We start from the raw sequence: 15,276 nt of genomic DNA, 5'->3' as shown, positions 1-15,276 counted from the left end.
TCAGATCGAGGAAGGGCGTGCGTTCCCAGCTCGGGAGCCGATACGCGGCCCGGGCGTGAAGCGCGCGGGAATTCGCTTCCAACCGGGATTGACCGCCTGGTGCGCGAACGGGACCACCTGGTCGTGCAGGATTTCGTAATCCGGCATGCGGCGCAGGATCTGGCCGAGCATCTCGAGGGACAGCGCGCGGGCGATGTGCGCCCCGGCGCACCGGTGCACACCCATGCCGAACGCCGTGTGCCGATTCGGCCACCGCTCGATGTCCACGGTGTCCGGGTCGTCGAACGCCTGCGGGTCGCGGTTCGCCGACGCCCAGCCGAGGAGCACGCGATCGCCGGTGCGGAAGTCGTGCCCGCGGAACTCGACGTCACGAGTCACCGTGCGGGCCAGGGCCTGCGTGGGCGAGAAGACGCGCAGGAACTCCTCGATCGCGCGCGGCAGCTTCTCCGGGTGCTCGGCCAGGGTGCGGCGCAGCTCGTGGTTGCGGTCGAGGTACATCAGTGTCTGGCTGACGAGGGAGGCGGTGGTGCCCACGCCGCCGGAGATCAGCAGCTCCGCCATGGCGAACACCTCGTCGTCCGTGACGGACCGGCCGTCCACCTCCGAGCCGACGAGGTGACTCAGCACGTCGTCCCGCGGACGTACGCGCCGCTCGGCGATCGCGGCCCGCAATTGTTCCTCCATCCACGGGAACTCGACGGAGATCGCGTGCTCGAACTCCGGCGTGCCGGGCAGGTCGGAGAGCGCGGCGTGATGGGCGTGCGCGTAACGCTCCCAGTCCTCCGGCGGCAGGCCGAGCCAGTCGATCGTCACCACGGCCGGCACGCCGATGACCGTCGCGAAGTCGCACGCGCCGTCCTCGACGACCTGGTCGATGAACCACGTCGTGTACTTCTCGATCGCCGGCCTCAGGTGCTCGACGGCCGCGGGGGAGGTCAGCGGGTTGATCAGCTTGCGGTACTTGCGATGTTCCGGAGGATCGAGTTCGACGGGGATGTGGTGGTTCACCGGCGTCTTGGGGATGACGGTGGCCAGGCCGTCGCCGCCGTAGGGACACCGCGCGGACGAGAAGGTCTGATCGTCGCGGGCGGCCTCGAACACGCCGTCGTAGTCGGTGAGCACCCAGAAGCCGCCGTGACGGGTCGACCGGACCACCGGCCCTGTCGCCCGCATCCGCCGGTAGGAGCCGACCGGATCCTCGGCGTGCGCGGCGGAGTTGTGGTCGAAGTCGACCACGGGACAACGCGGTTCGGTGCTCCGGTCGTCGAGCGTCATCGGACTTCTCCTGTCGGGCTCGTATCCGCGATCGCCGAGGGGTCCGCCATGGTGCGGGCGTCGATCGAGACGATCTCGCGCATTCCGGGAACGATGTCGCGGCCGAGGTCGTCGAGGTACGCGACGACGTCGTCGGCCGTCATGTCGGGCCACTGTGCGCGCACGATCACCGGATCGACCGGCACCTGCGCCGCGAGAGCGCGCAACTGGCCGAGACAGTCGTCGGGGGTTCCGACGATCGCCTCCTCGGCCGCGACCTGCCGGAATCGTTCGGTGAGGGCGGTGGCATCGCGGGTGTCCAGTTCCCGCTGCGCGTAGGCAAGCAGGCGGTCACGCGCCATGGATTCGAAGCGCCGGAACGCATCCTCGGTGGTGGCGCCGGGAACGATCTCGCGGCGCAGCGGGTGCCGCGCCACCGGTGGCCGCCCGTGCTCGAGGCGCGCCGCGGCATAGACGCCGAACATGCGATGCATGTCGTCGGTCCGGGTTTCGGGCGTCACCGGCCACGCGTCGCCCAGTCGTGCGGAGCGCCGGACGCCGGAATCCTTCAGTGCACCGATCCAGATCGGCGGATGGGGGTCCTGCCAGGGTCGGATGTGGGTCTTGACCCCGTCGAGCCGCCAGAACCTGCCGTGGAAGTCGACCTCGTCCTGCGTCCACATGAGCCGGATGATCTGCAGCGCCTCGTCCATCATGGCGAACCGCCGGTCGAAGTCGACGCCGAACGCGGCGAACTCCTCGCGCCGGTATCCCGCGCCGGCGCCGACGATGAGATTGCCCCGGGTCAGGATGTCGAGGGTGGCGAGTTCCTCGGCGAGGGCGACCGGATGGAACAGCGGCACCTGCACCACCATCGTGCCGATCTTCACGCCGGGGTCCAGCTCGGCCGCGATCCGCGCCAGGGTCGGGATCGGCTGCAGCCAGCGCAGGTTGCCGTAGATGTAGTGGTGGCCCATCACGATGTGGCGCACGCCGTTGCGTTGCGCGGCCTCGACCTGGCGCAGCAGTCCGTCGAGGTGCTCGCGCGGCGACAGCGAGGAGTGCACGTCGCCGAGGATCACGCCCAGGTCCATGTCTTCCCCGCTTCCGTCGACGGCTCGCGCAGCCAGTGCCGCAGCTTCGCCTTGGCGACCTTGTTCAAGGTGGCGCGCGGGAACTCCGGTACCAGGTGGACCTCGCGCGGTCGTTTGAAGTCGGACAGCAGTTCTGTGCAGGCCCGCTCGATCTCGGCCGGCAGGCCGTGGGGTGCGGCGCCGTCCGGAATCACGAAGGCGACCGGGACGTCGCCGAGCATCGGGTCCGGTTTCGCCACGACGGCGGCCTCCCGGACCCCGGGCACCGCCGCGACCACGCGTTCGATCTCGGCGGCGGCGACGTTCTCACCGCCGACCTTGAGCATGTCCTTGGACCGCTCGACGAACCACAACTGCCCGGAGCGGTCCTGGCGCACCCGGTCTCCGGTGCGGAACCAGCCGTCGGGGGTGAAGGCCTCCCGCGTCGCGTCGTCGTTGTGCAGGTACCCGGCGAACAGGGACACACCCGGTGTTCCGCGCACCCACAGGTCACCCACCGTGCCGGGCGCGACGGGACGACCGTCGTCGTCGACGACCGCGACGGCGTACTCGGGGGCCGGGCGTCCCATCGCCCCGTCGGGGTCGGGATGGGCCAGTTCGCTGACGACGGGGTGCGACACGGTCTCCGTCATGCCGAACCACCCGGTCATGCGGATCCCGTCGGCCACCGAGTGCTGCGTCGCGCTGCCCGACCAGTGCCGGTAGCTGTGGTCGGCCGGAACGGGAGCACCGTCGAGGGCCCGGAGCATGAACGACACCACCGATGCCCACGTGCACCGGTGCCGGAGCGAGACGTCCCAGAAGCGGGACGCGGAGAACTTCGGGGTCAGCACCACGGTGGCCCCCACCCAGAGCAGTCCCAGGAACGAGTAGCCCAGGGCGTTGGTGTGGAACAGCGGCAGGGTGATCAGCCCGACGTCGGTGCCGCGCAGGCCGGCGTGGGCGGCGTTGACCTGTGCGGCCCAGAGGCAGTTGGCGTGCGTCCAGACCACGGCCTTGGGCCGCGCCGTCGTCCCGGAGGTGTACTGGATGCTCGCGGGTGCGAGCGGATCGATGGACACCGGCGCGGGTGCCCCGGCCGTCCGTCCGAGCGCGCCGAGGCTGCCGGACGCGCCCTCGGGCACGGTGCCCGCCGGTGCCGCGGCCTCGAGGGTCTCGGTGCCGCCGGTCGTCGCGATCCATTCGAGCCCGGGCATGGCGGCCCGCGCGGCCTCGGCCGACCGGGTTCCGATCAGCGCGGCCCGGGGGGCGCAGTGCCGGTCGTAGTAGGCGAGTTCGTCGGCGCTGCTGCGGGTGTTGAGGCACACCGCGACCGCGCCGGTCGACACGATCGCCGCCCATCCGACGAGGAAGTCGGGGCAGTTGTCCATCAGCAGCACCACACGGTCACCGGGTGCGATGCCGCGCGCCTGCAGTCCGGCCGCGAGCCGGTCGACCGCGGCGGCGAATTCCGCGTAGCTCCAGCGCTGCGCCTCGGCGCCGGTGTGCGGCTCCCAGATGAGAAAGGCCTTGTCCGGCCGGCCGGTGCGCCACCGGTCGAGCAGCCACGGCACGGTGCGATCACCCGTCGTGGCGCGGATCGCGAGATCGGGTGCCGGTCCGTCGAGGATCGGGTACGCGGGAGCGTGTGCGGGCATTCGGGTTTCGATGGTCACGACGGCACCTGCCAGTTCAGGTGCTTGATCCGGAAGAACTCGGCGAACCCGTCCTCGCCCATTTCCACGCCGGTGCCGCTGCGCTTCGATCCGCCCCAGGGCACGTCCGCCCGCATCGGGCCGCCACCGTTGATCGCGACGGTGCCGGTGTCGAGGCGCTGAGCCACGGCCACCGCCTCGGCGTGGTCGCCGAAGACGCTCGCGTTGAGTCCGTACGGGGAGTCGTTCGCGACGGCGACCGCGTCGTCGACGTCCCGGTACGGCAGGACCACCGCGACGGGGGCGAACAGTTCCTCCCGGCAGATCTCGGCGGAGTTGTCCACGCCCGTCACCAGGGTCGGCGGCAGGAACCAGCCCTTGCCCACCGGCCGCTCGCCGGCAACCGCGATGCGGCCGCCGGCGGCGACGGCGCGGTCGAGATAGCCGCGCACGCGCGCGAGGTGCTCGGCGGAGATCAGCGGCCCCACCTCGGTGCGCTCGTCGAACGGGTCGCCGGCCGGCACATTCTCCTCGATGAATTCCGCCGCCAGATCGAGGAATTCGTCGATGCGATCGTGGGACACGAGGATCCGGGTGGTGGCTCCGCAGCCCTGCCCGGCGTTGCGGCAGAACCGCAGGATCGACGGTCCCACGGCGGTGGACAGGTCCGCAGACGGGAGAAGGATGTTGGGCGACTTGCCGCCGAGTTCGAGCACGACCTTCTTGTGGGTGGCCGCGGCCTGCGCCATCACGGCCGCGCCGACGGCGGAGGATCCGGTGAAGCTCACCATGTCCACGTCGGGGTGGGAGCTGAGCAGTTCACCCACGGCCGGTCCGCCCGGCACGAGATTCAGCACGCCGGGCGGCAATCCGGCCTCGTCGGCGAGGTGCATGAAGGCCAGGGCGGACAGCGTGCCCCGCGGCGAGGGCAGCAGGATCACGCTGCAGCCGGCGGCGAGCGCGGGGGCCACCTTCCACGAGATCATGTTCAGCGGGTAGTTGTACGGCACGATCGCCGAGACCACGCCGATCGGCTCGCGCAGCAGGAGGCTCTCGGACGACACGGCTCCGCGGATGCCGGGCAGCCGCTCCTGGTAGCCGCCACGGGGACCGCGCAGCGCCGCGTCGGCGAACCACCGGAAGTTGATCGCCGGCTGCGCCACCTGCAGGGTGCGGGCCAGGCCGACGGGCGATCCGACCTCCCGCACGACCAGCTCGGTGAGTTGCCCGGCGTGCTCGTCGATCAGGTCTGCCAGCCGCCGCAGGACCTTGGCGCGCTGGTCCGGGGAGCCGGCGCGCCATTCCCCGGCGTCGAAGCTGCGGCGGGCGGCCGTGATCGCGCGTTCGGTCTGCTCCCGGTCAGCGGCGGTCCACCGTGCCAGCGTCTCCTCGGTGGCGGGATCGATCGAGTCGAACGCCTCGCCGCGCCCGGTCTCCCATCTGCCGCCGACGTGCACGGACGGGCCGTGCGCCGCCCGGGCGAACAGGTCGTGGATCATCGCCTCTCCTCGCGTCCCGGAACGTCGATGTCGAGAATCAGGGACTGGTAGGACTTTCCGTGCGGGTCCACCCGCAGGGACTTGGAGACCCCGCCCGCGAGCGCGCGGGTGAGGACGAAGTTCAGGCAGCAGTTCACCGGGATCTCGTAGCGGGTCACCTCGCCCTCGACGAGGTTCCCGAACGCCTCGGCGACGACGTCCTCGGTGAGCACCGACCGGAGCCAGTCGTAGTCGGCGTCGTCGTGCGGGAACACGCAGATGTTGCTGGTGTCGCCCTTGTCGCCGGAGCGGCTGTACGCGACGTCACGAAGTTTCACGCGGTGGTCACCTCCACGGACAGGGGTACCTCGCTGCGGGGCAGCAGGGCGGGGGTCACGACGATGGCGGGGACGACCGAGGTGACCACGCCACCTCCGCCCGCGGGACCGAAGTACAGGTATTCGACCTCGTAGGCGGCGGCCTTGGCGACGTCGGGATCCAGGGCTCGTGCCGCGAGCCGTAGCCGCACCTCCGCCGGCTCGCCGCCGGCGATCCGGTCGCCGAAGAGGGTGTCGACGCCGTGCAGTTCGATCCGCAGTTCGTCGATCTGCGCCCGGATCGGTTCGAGGCGCCGGCGCACGATCTCCTCGGCGCGACGGGCGCGGTCGACGCAGCCCGGTCCGCCGTAGGAGATCTCGGCGACGGCCTTGTATCCGAGGTCGACGCCGACGAGCACCTTGAGGGTGTCGGGGCGGGCGGACCCGCGGGCGCCGGACAGGCGTACCCGGTCGGGGCCGACCTGTTCGATCCGGACGTCGCTGAAGTCGGCGGTCACATCGGGGGTGAGATAGCTTGCGGGATCGTGGATCTCGTAGTAGAGCTGGGTGCGGGTGGTGCGGAGGTCGACGGCCCCGCCGGTGCCGTCGAGCTTGGTGACGATCAGCTCGTCGTCGTCGATCTCGGCCAGGGGGAAGCTCAGGTTGTGCGGGTCGGGAACGACCCGGTACGGCGGATCCTCGAAGTTGCCGCCGGTGCTGTGGACGCCGCACTCGAGCAGGTGCCCGGCGAGGGTCGCGGTACCGACGCGGTCCCAGTCCTCGAGCGACCATCCCAGCTCGTGGCAGATCGGCCCGACGAACAGGGACGGGTCGGCGATCCGGCCGCCGAGCACGATCTGTGCGTCCTGTCGCAGGCAGTCGACGATCGGATCGGCTCCGATGTAGGCGTTGGCGGAGACGATCCGGTCGGCGAGCGCGCGCGTGGTGGTGCCGAGTTCGGGGAGCGCGACGTCGGCTTCCGTGACGGCGTCCCGCACGTCGTCGCCGCGGATGATGCCGATCCGGGTCCCTCCGAGCCCCAGAGCGCGCAGATTGACCGCGAATTCGGCCGCCGCGGCGTCGGGATTGGCGGCGCCGAAGTTGCCGACGACGCGGCCTCCCGATTCGAGGAAGCGGCGCAGGATCGGCACCAGGGCGGAGATGCGCTCGTCCTGGCCGGTCGACGGATCGCGCAGGCGGCGGATCTGGGCCAGCGCCATCGTGCGTTCGGCCAGGCAGTCGAAGCCCATGTACCGCACCCGGCCGCTGTCGGCCATGGCGGCCGCTGTCTCGAGCCGGTCGTTGGCGTAGGCCGACCCCGAGCCGATACTCAGCTGCATTGCTACCTCGTCTCGTTGCGTGCGTCGGCGAATCCGGAGCGCGCGGGACACCGGAATCCGCGCACGCCGTGCCGTAAGCGGATTCCGGTTCACCGCATCGATTTTCGGACTGCGGCCCGTGCGACTCTCAGGACTTGCCGATCACGCCCGCCTCGGCGAGCGCCGCGAGCTGGTCCCCGCTCAACCCCAGCCGGTCCGAGAGCACCTCGGCGGTGTGCTCGCCGATGGTGGGCACACCGTCGTAATCGGGACCGTCGTAGCTGCCGAGGTGCAGCACCGGCCCCGGCATCAGCACGCCCTTCATGATCTCGTTGCCCGTGATCTCGACGAGGGTGCGCTCCTGGAAGTGGGGGTCGGCGACGACGTCCGCGGCATCGTTCACCGGTGCGCTGACGACCTCGAACTTCTCCAGGGTCTCGAGCACGCTCGCCCGCGGCATCGAGCCGACCCATTGCTTCACCATCGCCTGCACCTCGTCGTTGTGCTCGAGACGCGCGGCGTTGGTGGCGTAGCGGGGATCCTCGATGATCTCGGGCCGCCCCATCGCGGCGAACAGCCGCTTGGCGATGCCCTGGTTGGACGCCGCGATGGACAGGAAGCGCCCGTCCTGGGCCTCGTAGATGCCGCGCGGGGACGCGGCACCGGTGGCGTTGCCGATGCGCTGCTGGATCTCGCCGAGCGCGGTGTAGCGCAGGAACATGTCGCCGATGATGAACATCAGCGGCTCGTACAGGGCGACGTCGACGACGTCGCCCTGCCCCGTCCGCTCACGCTTGTACAACGACATCGCGACACCCATCGCGGCGGACAGCCCGGCGATGGAATCGGCGAACCCGAACGGCGGGGAGGTCGGCGGCGAGTCCGGCCAGCCGTTGACGTGCGCGAAACCGCTGGCCGTCTCGGCGACGGTGCCGAATCCCGGCAGGCTGCGGTTGGGTCCGGTCTGCCCGAACCCGGACACCCGGGCCAGCACGAGCCCCGGGTTGTCCGCGCTCAGCACGTCGTAGCCCAGGCCCCACTCCTCGAGCCGGCCGGGACGGAACGACTCGACGACGACGTCGACCTCGGCCGCGAGCCGGCGCACCAGGTCGCGGCCTTCCGGCGAACGCAGGTCGATGCCGAGGGACTTCTTCCCGGCGTTGAGCCGGGAGAAGCCCAGCGACAGGCCCTCCTTCTGCGGAACCCATTGGCGCGCGAAGTCTCCGGTCGTCGGGTCCTCGACCTTGACCACCTCGGCGCCGAAGTCGCGGAGCATGCGCCCCGCGGTGGGGGCGGCATACATGGTGCCGAGCTCGAGCACCTTGACTCCCGCGAGCGGACCCGCAGCGGATGCGTTCATCGTCGTCTCTCCTAGCCTTGTCGTCCGGTTCGGCCCGGCCGAATGCGATGTTGCCGAATGCCCTGCCGGCGAATCAGATCCGCCACTGGATGTGCTTGACCTCGAGGTACTCGCGCATCCCCCACTCACCGAGTTCGCGGCCGACTCCCGAGCGCCCGTAGCCGCCGAACGGCGCGTCCGGCCGCATGGCACCGCCGCCGTTGATCCACACCGTTCCGGCGCGGATCTTCTCCGCGACGCGGCGCGCCTCGACCGGGTCGTCACACCACACGTTCGCGGCGAGACCGAAGGGGGTGTCGTTGGCGAGGCGGATGGCCTCCTCGGTGTCCTTGAACGGCAGGATCACCGCGACGGGACCGAAGATCTCTTCCTGCACCGCGCGCGCGTTGTGCGGAAGGTTGCCGAGCAGAACCGGATTGACGAACCAGCCCTTCTCGGGCAGCGGCTTGGTCACCTCGAGCAGCTTCCTGCCGCCCTCGGCCGCCGCGCTGTCGATGAAACCCTGCACGCGGCCCTGGTGGTCGGGCCGGATCATCGGGCCGATGTTCGTCGCACGGTCCCACGGGTCGCCGACGACCATCTGGTCGAACGCCGACGCGCCGGCCTCGAGGAACTCGTCGTAGACCGAGTCGTGCACCAGCAGCCGGGCGAGGGCGGCGCAGCCCTGACCGCCGTTGCGGGACCAGCGCAGGTGCATCTCGACGGCGATCTTCTGCACGTCCACACCGGGCAGCACGATGTTCGGCGACTTGCCGCCGAGCTCGAGGGTCACGCCGGCCAGGTTCGCCGCGGCCTGCTCCATGATCTTCGCGCCCACGCCGTCGGAACCGGTGAAGGACACCCGGTCCACGTCGGGATGCGAGGACAGCCGCTGCCCGACGTCCGCGCCGCCGATGACGACGTTCATCACGCCCGGCGGCAGGCCCGCCTCGCGGATGAGATCGCCCAGGAACAGGGTGGTCAGCGGGGTGCGCGGGGACGGGAGCAGCACCACGGTGCAGCCGGCCGCGAGCGCGGCGCCGAACTTGAAGATCGCCAGGTTCAACGGATAGTTGTACCCGGTGATCGCCGCGACGACGCCCACCGGCTCGTACACGACGTCGCTCATCGTCGGCACCGGCTTGTCGTACTCGCCGAGATGGACGGTGCGGTCGGTCTTCGCGGCCTCGGCGGCCCACCGCAGGTGCTCGTCGACGGCCATCTTGACCTGCAGGTACTCGGCGAGCGCGACCGGCGTGCCGACCTCGTTGACGATCGAGGGCAGCAGCCGGTCGGCGGCCTTCTCGAGCACGTCGGCGAAGCGGTGGATGTGGCGGGAGCGCTCCTCGCCGCTCAGGGCGGACCACGCCGGGAAGGCGGCGCGGGCGGCGGCGACGGCGGCATCGACCTGGTCGGTGGAGGCGCCGCCGACGGTGGCGATGACCTCCTCGGTGGCCGGGTTGTAGACGTCCCACGTCTCACCGGCGGGCTCGACCTCCCGGTCGCCGATCAGCAGGGTCCGGGTTTCGGGAACCCAGTCCTTCAACGGGAATTCGGTTTCGGGCGCTGCAGTCATCTCAGGCACCTTCCTCGGTGGTGGGGCGCTTGGCCATCAGGCCGACGCGCTCGAGCAGGCAGACGAGTTCGTCGCGCTGGTTGAAGCCGCGGTGTTCGAACCACACGATGCCGCTGTCGGTGCGGCTCTCGGATTCACGCTTCTTCAGGATGGTGGTCTCCGCGCGCAGGGTGTCGCCGTGGAAGACCGGATTCGGGAACTTGACCTTGTCGTAGCCGAGGTTCCCGAGCGTGGTCCCCATGGTCAGCTCGGGAACGTGGAACGCACCGATCAGCGCGACGGTGAACAAGCTGTTCACCACCCGCTGCTTGTGGATCGTCGTCTTGCAGAACTCCTCGTCGAGGTGCAGCGGCTGAATGTTCATCGTCAGCGAGGTGAACAGCACGTTGTCCATCTCGGTGACGGTGCGGGTCATCGAGTGCTTGTAGTGCTTCCCGACCTCGAACTCCTCGAAGTACAGACCGCGCATCACCGTTCACCTCTCCGTAGGATCGCCTCGGCTCGTTCGAGCCATTGAATTGCCTTGTCGTAGTGGGCCTTGTCGATGTGCAGGCCGCGATACCGCAGCGCACCGACGCCCTCCGCCTCCGCCTTCTCGTAGGCCTCGGCGAGCCCGCGGTAGAACTCCAGGTCCTGCTCCGACGGGCTGAACACGTCGTTGACGGTGGCCACGTGGGAGGGGTGGATCGCAACCATCCCGCGGAACCCGAGCTGCCGGCCTCGCACCGCGAAGTCGCGAAGCCCGTCCAGGTTCTCGAGATCCTCCCACAGGCCGGTCAGGGCGTGGATGCCGGCCTCCCGGCAGGCGAGCAGCACCCGGCTGCGCAGGTAGAGGGTTTCCAGCCCCTCGGGGGTCCACTCGTAGCCGACCTCGCGGGCGATGTCGGCGTGCTCGGCCGACGGGCCGATCATGGCGCCGACGCGCGGCGACGCCGTGGCCACCTCGAGACAGTTGTGGATGGCCTTCACCGTCTCGACGGGCACGATGTACTCGAGCCCCGCCACCCCGTTGCGCAATTCGAAGTGATCGAGCAGCGCGTCGTAGCGCAGGACGTCGGTGGCCTGCTCGATCTTCGGGGCGAAGATGCCGGTCAGGCCCGGCACGACGACCGCCTCGAGATCGGCCCCGGTCAGCCGGGTGGCGAGCGGGTTGACGCGCACGAACAGCCCGACGTCCCGGTTGGATTCGCGCACCCGCGCGATGGACTCGGCGACGGTCGCGCGGGCCGCCGCCTTCTCCGCGGCCGGCACGGAGTCCTCGAGGTCGAGTACGACGCAGTCGGCGCCGGCCGCGACGGCCTTGTCCACCCACTTCGGGCGGTGCCCCGGGACGAACAGGATCGAACGATACGGCTGCACGTCGTCCTCCTAGTAGCTTCGCGGCAGGCCGAGCACGTGTTCGGCCGTGTAGTTGAGGACCATCTCCTGGCTGATCGGCGCGATCCGCATGAGCCGCGCCTCCCGGAAGTACCGCTCGACGTGGAACTCCTTGCCGTAGCCGAAGCCGCCGTGGGTCTGCAGGGCCACGTCGGCGGCGTAGAAGCCGGCCTCGGCGCACAGGAACTTCGCCGCGTTCGCCTCCCGGCCGCACGGCAGGCCCTGATCGACCATCCACGTCGCCTTGTCCAGGACCGCCTCGGCGGCGTCGAGGCGGATGCGGGCCTCGGCGAGCTGGAACGCGATGCCCTGGTTCTGCCCGATGGGGCGGCCGAAGACCTCGCGCTGCTTGGCGTAGTCGACGCCGCGGCGCAACGCCGCCTCACCGATGCCGAGGGCGGCGTTGGCCGAGATGACGCGTTCGGCGTTGAGGCCGCCGAGGATGGTGCGGAAGCCGTGCCCGACCTCACCGACGACGTCCTCGTCCGCGACGAACAGCTCGTCGATGAACAGCTCGTTGGTGTCGACGGCGTTGCGGCCCATCTTGGGGATCGGCCGGATCTGTACCTTGCTGCGGTCCATCTCCGCGAACATCAGCGTCATGCCGGCGGTGCGCTTGGCGTTCTCGTCGCGGGGGCTGGTGCGGCACAGCAGGAGCATGCGCTCGGCCTCCTGCGCCTTGGTGATCCACACCTTCTTGCCGGACACCAGCCAGCCGCCGTCGACCTTCTTGGCGAAGGTGCGGATGTTCGTGGTGTCCGTGCCGGCGTCCGGCTCGGTGACGGCGAACGAGGTGTGCAGCTCGCCGGTGACGACGCGCGGCAGGTACTTGCGCTTCATCTCCTCGGAACCGTGGTGGATGATCGGCTCGAATCCGAAGATGCCGATGTGCACCGCGCTGCACCCGCCCATGCCGGCGCCGGACGCGGCGATCTCCCGCTCGACGATCGCGGCCTCGGTGACGCCGAGGCCGCCGCCGCCGTACTCCTCGGGGACGGTGAGACCCATCCAGCCGCCCTCGGCCATGGCGTTGTAGAACTCCCACGGGAACTCGTGGGACTCGTCGTGCTCGGCCCAGTATTCGTCGGGGAACCGCTTGCACAGATCGTGGATCCCCCGCCGGATCTCCTCGTGGGTCTCGTTCTTGCTGTAGTCCATCTCGGTTGCCTTTCCGGCCGTCAGACCGCAGGAACCGCGGTGCGGTCGCTGTCGGAGACCGCGGTGCGGTCGTAGGTGTCGGGGGTGATGCCCTCCTCGCGCAGGACCGCCTTGCGGACCTTCTCCGACGGCGTCTTGGGCAGTGCACCGACGAATCGAAGGTAGCGCGGGATCGCGAAGGCCGGAATCCGGCCGTCGCACCAGGCCAGGATCTCCTCCGGGCCGACGTCGCCGGTGCCGACCACGGTCGCGAGCACCTCGTCCTCGCCGCCCTCGACGTCGGCGGGGACACCGATCACCGCGCACTCGACGACGGCGGGGTGCCCGAGCACCGCCTGCTCGATCTCGTAGGAGCTGATGTTCTCGCCGCGACGGCGCAGCGCGTCCTTGTACCGGTCGACGAAGTAGAACCAGCCGTCCTTGTCCTTCTTGAGGGCGTCGCCGGTGTGGAACCACAGGTTGCGCCACGCCTCGAGCGTCTTCTCCGGCATGTTGTAGTACCCCATGCTGCACGTCCACGGCTGCACCGGCCGCACGACCAGCTCGCCGACCTCGCCGACCTCGACCTCGCGGTCCGTCTCCGGGTCGACCAGGCGGATGTCGAACCACTCGGAGGCCGCGAGCCCCGCGGCGCCGGCCGGCCGGGGCACCCCGTAGGGCGCGACGATCGGCGCGCAGGTCTCCGTCAGCCCGAACGCGTCGACGAAGGCCTCGATGCCGTAGCGCTTCTTGAAGTCCTCGACGATGGAGCTGGCCGTCGGCGCCGCGTACACGCAGCGCAGGCGGTTGTCGAGGTCGTTCTCGCGCGGCGGCTGCTTCCACGCGAAGTCCATCATGACCCCGACGAAGTTGGTGACGGTGACGTCGTCGTCGCGCACGTGATCGATCCAGCGGCTCGCGCTGAACTTCGAGCGCACCACGGCCCGCGCGCCGGCCACCAGGGCGGGGTAGACCGCCATGAACTGGGCGTTGCCGTGGAACAGCGGCGTGGTGGTGAGGTAGGTGTCCTCGCGGGTGAGCCGCGTGAAGCACACCACCTCCTGCGCGAAGAAGTACAGCTGCGAGTTCGGCATCGCCACGCCCTTGGACGGGCCGGTGGTCCCGGAGGTGAAGAAGATCGCGCCGAGGTCCTGGGGCCGTGCCTGCGGCAGCTCCTGCACCTCGCCCGCCTCCAGCGCCTCCCACGCCTCGGCGTCCCAGCCGTGGGCGCGCAGCAGGTCGAGTGCCAGGTCGCGGTTTCCGGCGCCCGAGTCGACCACCCAGAACTTCTCGATGCCACGGGCATGCTCGGCGATCGCCACGAACCGCTCGGCGTAGGTGTCGTCGATCACCGCCCACCGCGGCTCGACGGTCACCACCTGGTGGCGGAGGAATTCGCCCTCGTAGTTGGTGTTGATCGGCACCTCGACGAGTGCGCCGACCGCCGTGCCGAACCAGGAGCGCACGAGCTGGGACGAGTTCTGCGCCATGATGATCACCCGGTCACCCTGGTGCGCGCCGGCCCGGTACCAGGAGCTCGCGATCCGTTCGGCGGAGGAGAGCATCTCGGCGTAGGTGAAGCGCCGATCCTCCTCCGGCGTGACGAGGAACTCCGAATCCGGCTGGGACGCAGCGTACGTGCGCAGCACGTGGCCCAGCGTCCAGTCCTCCGGGTCGGCGAAGGTCGGTTTCAGATCGGTGTAGGTCTGCATCAGGACAACTCCCGGTTTGCGGGGATCGCGGTGATCGACGGAACGATTTCCTTGCCGAGACGGGAGATGGCGGCGATGGTCTCGTCCGCGTCCATCGTCGGCCACTGCGGACGCATCAGCAGCGGGTCGACCGGCATGGTGGTCACCAGGTCGGTCAGCTGGGCGACGACCTGTTCGGGATCGCCGACGACGGCGTGGCTCGACACCGCCTTCGCGAACTCGTTCTCGAGGTCGGTGCCCTTCATGACGTCCAGGCCCTTGTTCGCGTAGGTGAGGTAGCGACCCTGCGCCACGCGGGCGTACTCCTGCATCGCCTGCTCGCGGGTGTCGGCGACCAGCACGTTGCGGCGCAGCGGCTGCGGACCGAATTCCTTGCCACGCTCGGCGAAGAGATCCCGCACGACCCGGAAGCGTTCGAGCACTTCTTCTTTCGGGGTCTCCGGCGGCGTCGCGTAGGCGTCACCGTACTTGCCGGCGCGGCGGACACCGCCCATCGCGTGTGCGCCGATCCAGATCGGCGGGTGCGGATTCTGCACCGGGAACAGGTGCGGCCTGACGCCTTCGAGCTGGAAGTACTTGCCGTGGAAGGTGACTTCTTCCTCCGTCCACAGCTTCTTCATGATCTGCAGCGACTCGTCGAACCGCCCGGCCCGCTGCTTGAACGGAATGCCGAGGTAGTCGAACTCCTCGGGCCGGTAGCCCAGGCCGGCACCGAAGATCAGCCGCCCCTCGGTGACCACGTCGAGCGTGGCGATCTCCTCGGCCAGCATCACGGGGTGATACAGCGGCGCGATCATGATCTGGGTGACGAGCTTGATGTGCGGCTCGACGTGCGCGGCGAGGCGCGCGAGCAGCGGAACGGGCTGCAGCCACCGCAGTTCCCCGTAGAGGAAGTGCTGGCCGATCGCGATGTAGGTGAAGCCGTTCTCCTGCGCCGCGTCGACGATGCGCAGTACGTCCTTGAACTGCTGTGCGGGGCTCACCGACTTCGGAACGTCGCTGAGCAGCAATCCGACCTGAACCATGGTCCTGTCCCTCC

Annotated in this window: 13 protein-coding genes; all 13 read right to left on the bottom strand. The window is 69.9% G+C overall.

All coding sequences use genetic code 11. The features are described 5' to 3' along the window. Nucleotides 1-1,275, bottom strand: coding sequence for a cytochrome P450 (locus G6038_RS02840; RefSeq protein WP_165035813.1), 1,275 nt, complete (start codon nt 1,273-1,275; stop codon nt 1-3). Next, the gene (locus G6038_RS02835) at nt 1,272-2,348 is read right to left on the bottom strand and encodes an LLM class flavin-dependent oxidoreductase (RefSeq protein ID WP_165035812.1); all 1,077 of its coding nucleotides are present in this window, start codon (nt 2,346-2,348) and stop codon (nt 1,272-1,274) included. Before G6038_RS02835 ends, G6038_RS02840 begins: the two co-directional genes overlap by 4 nt. After that, entirely contained in the window at nt 2,333-4,003 is a 1,671-nt protein-coding gene (locus G6038_RS02830) for an AMP-binding protein (protein WP_346772731.1), read from the bottom strand. Before G6038_RS02830 ends, G6038_RS02835 begins: the two co-directional genes overlap by 16 nt. Continuing rightward, the gene (locus G6038_RS02825; RefSeq protein WP_165035811.1) at nt 4,000-5,481 is read right to left on the bottom strand and encodes an aldehyde dehydrogenase family protein; all 1,482 of its coding nucleotides are present in this window, start codon (nt 5,479-5,481) and stop codon (nt 4,000-4,002) included. The genes G6038_RS02830 and G6038_RS02825 overlap by 4 nt, the downstream gene beginning before the upstream one ends. Beyond that, on the bottom strand, nt 5,478-5,798 hold the full coding sequence (locus tag G6038_RS02820) for a hypothetical protein (RefSeq protein WP_165035810.1): 321 nt from the start codon (nt 5,796-5,798) through the stop codon (nt 5,478-5,480). Before G6038_RS02820 ends, G6038_RS02825 begins: the two co-directional genes overlap by 4 nt. Continuing rightward, nucleotides 5,795-7,117, bottom strand: a complete 1,323-nt coding sequence (locus G6038_RS02815; RefSeq protein WP_165035809.1) for an acyclic terpene utilization AtuA family protein — start codon at nt 7,115-7,117, stop codon at nt 5,795-5,797. The genes G6038_RS02820 and G6038_RS02815 overlap by 4 nt, the downstream gene beginning before the upstream one ends. A 127-nt stretch (nt 7,118-7,244) precedes the next feature. After that, nucleotides 7,245-8,456, bottom strand: a complete 1,212-nt coding sequence (locus tag G6038_RS02810) for a CoA transferase (protein WP_165035808.1) — start codon at nt 8,454-8,456, stop codon at nt 7,245-7,247. A 73-nt stretch (nt 8,457-8,529) separates the two neighbouring features. After that, the gene (locus G6038_RS02805; RefSeq protein ID WP_165035807.1) at nt 8,530-10,011 is read right to left on the bottom strand and encodes an aldehyde dehydrogenase family protein; all 1,482 of its coding nucleotides are present in this window, start codon (nt 10,009-10,011) and stop codon (nt 8,530-8,532) included. A gap of 1 nt (nt 10,012) precedes the next feature. Continuing rightward, complete coding sequence (locus tag G6038_RS02800; RefSeq protein ID WP_029546556.1) at nt 10,013-10,480, bottom strand: MaoC family dehydratase; 468 nt, start codon at nt 10,478-10,480, stop codon at nt 10,013-10,015. Continuing rightward, entirely contained in the window at nt 10,480-11,370 is an 891-nt protein-coding gene (locus tag G6038_RS02795; protein WP_165035806.1) for a CoA ester lyase, read from the bottom strand. The genes G6038_RS02800 and G6038_RS02795 overlap by 1 nt, the downstream gene beginning before the upstream one ends. Before the next feature lie 9 nt (nt 11,371-11,379). Beyond that, nucleotides 11,380-12,546 carry an acyl-CoA dehydrogenase family protein gene (locus tag G6038_RS02790; RefSeq protein ID WP_165035805.1) on the bottom strand — a complete coding sequence of 389 codons (1,167 nt, stop codon included), beginning with the start codon at nt 12,544-12,546 and terminating at the stop codon, nt 11,380-11,382. A gap of 20 nt (nt 12,547-12,566) precedes the next feature. After that, nucleotides 12,567-14,237 carry an AMP-binding protein gene (locus tag G6038_RS02785; RefSeq protein ID WP_165035804.1) on the bottom strand — a complete coding sequence of 557 codons (1,671 nt, stop codon included), beginning with the start codon at nt 14,235-14,237 and terminating at the stop codon, nt 12,567-12,569. Beyond that, nucleotides 14,237-15,262 (bottom strand): LLM class flavin-dependent oxidoreductase, encoded by a 1,026-nt coding sequence (locus G6038_RS02780; RefSeq protein ID WP_165035803.1) that lies wholly within the window; start codon nt 15,260-15,262, stop codon nt 14,237-14,239. The genes G6038_RS02785 and G6038_RS02780 overlap by 1 nt, the downstream gene beginning before the upstream one ends. Between the last annotated feature and the right edge of the window lie 14 nt (nt 15,263-15,276).

The sequence above is a fragment of the Rhodococcus sp. 14C212 genome (assembly GCF_011058195.1).
Lineage (GTDB): Bacteria > Actinomycetota > Actinomycetes > Mycobacteriales > Mycobacteriaceae > Rhodococcus > Rhodococcus aetherivorans.
This window is presented reverse-complemented; position numbering and strand designations above follow the sequence as displayed.

Excerpts from the sequence above, each read along its gene's own strand:
- G6038_RS02840 (WP_165035813.1), bottom strand. The coding sequence starts at position 1,275 with ATGACGCTCGACGACCGGAGCACCGAACCGCGTTGTCCCGTGGTCGAC.
- G6038_RS02835 (WP_165035812.1), bottom strand. The coding sequence starts at position 2,348 with ATGGACCTGGGCGTGATCCTCGGCGACGTGCACTCCTCGCTGTCGCCG.
- G6038_RS02825 (WP_165035811.1), bottom strand. The coding sequence starts at position 5,481 with ATGATCCACGACCTGTTCGCCCGGGCGGCGCACGGCCCGTCCGTGCAC.
- G6038_RS02815 (WP_165035809.1), bottom strand. The coding sequence starts at position 7,117 with ATGCAGCTGAGTATCGGCTCGGGGTCGGCCTACGCCAACGACCGGCTC.
- G6038_RS02810 (WP_165035808.1), bottom strand. The coding sequence starts at position 8,456 with ATGAACGCATCCGCTGCGGGTCCGCTCGCGGGAGTCAAGGTGCTCGAG.
- G6038_RS02805 (WP_165035807.1), bottom strand. The coding sequence starts at position 10,011 with ATGACTGCAGCGCCCGAAACCGAATTCCCGTTGAAGGACTGGGTTCCC.
- G6038_RS02800 (WP_029546556.1), bottom strand. The coding sequence starts at position 10,480 with ATGCGCGGTCTGTACTTCGAGGAGTTCGAGGTCGGGAAGCACTACAAG.
- G6038_RS02790 (WP_165035805.1), bottom strand. The coding sequence starts at position 12,546 with ATGGACTACAGCAAGAACGAGACCCACGAGGAGATCCGGCGGGGGATC.
- G6038_RS02785 (WP_165035804.1), bottom strand. The coding sequence starts at position 14,237 with ATGCAGACCTACACCGATCTGAAACCGACCTTCGCCGACCCGGAGGAC.
- G6038_RS02780 (WP_165035803.1), bottom strand. The coding sequence starts at position 15,262 with ATGGTTCAGGTCGGATTGCTGCTCAGCGACGTTCCGAAGTCGGTGAGC.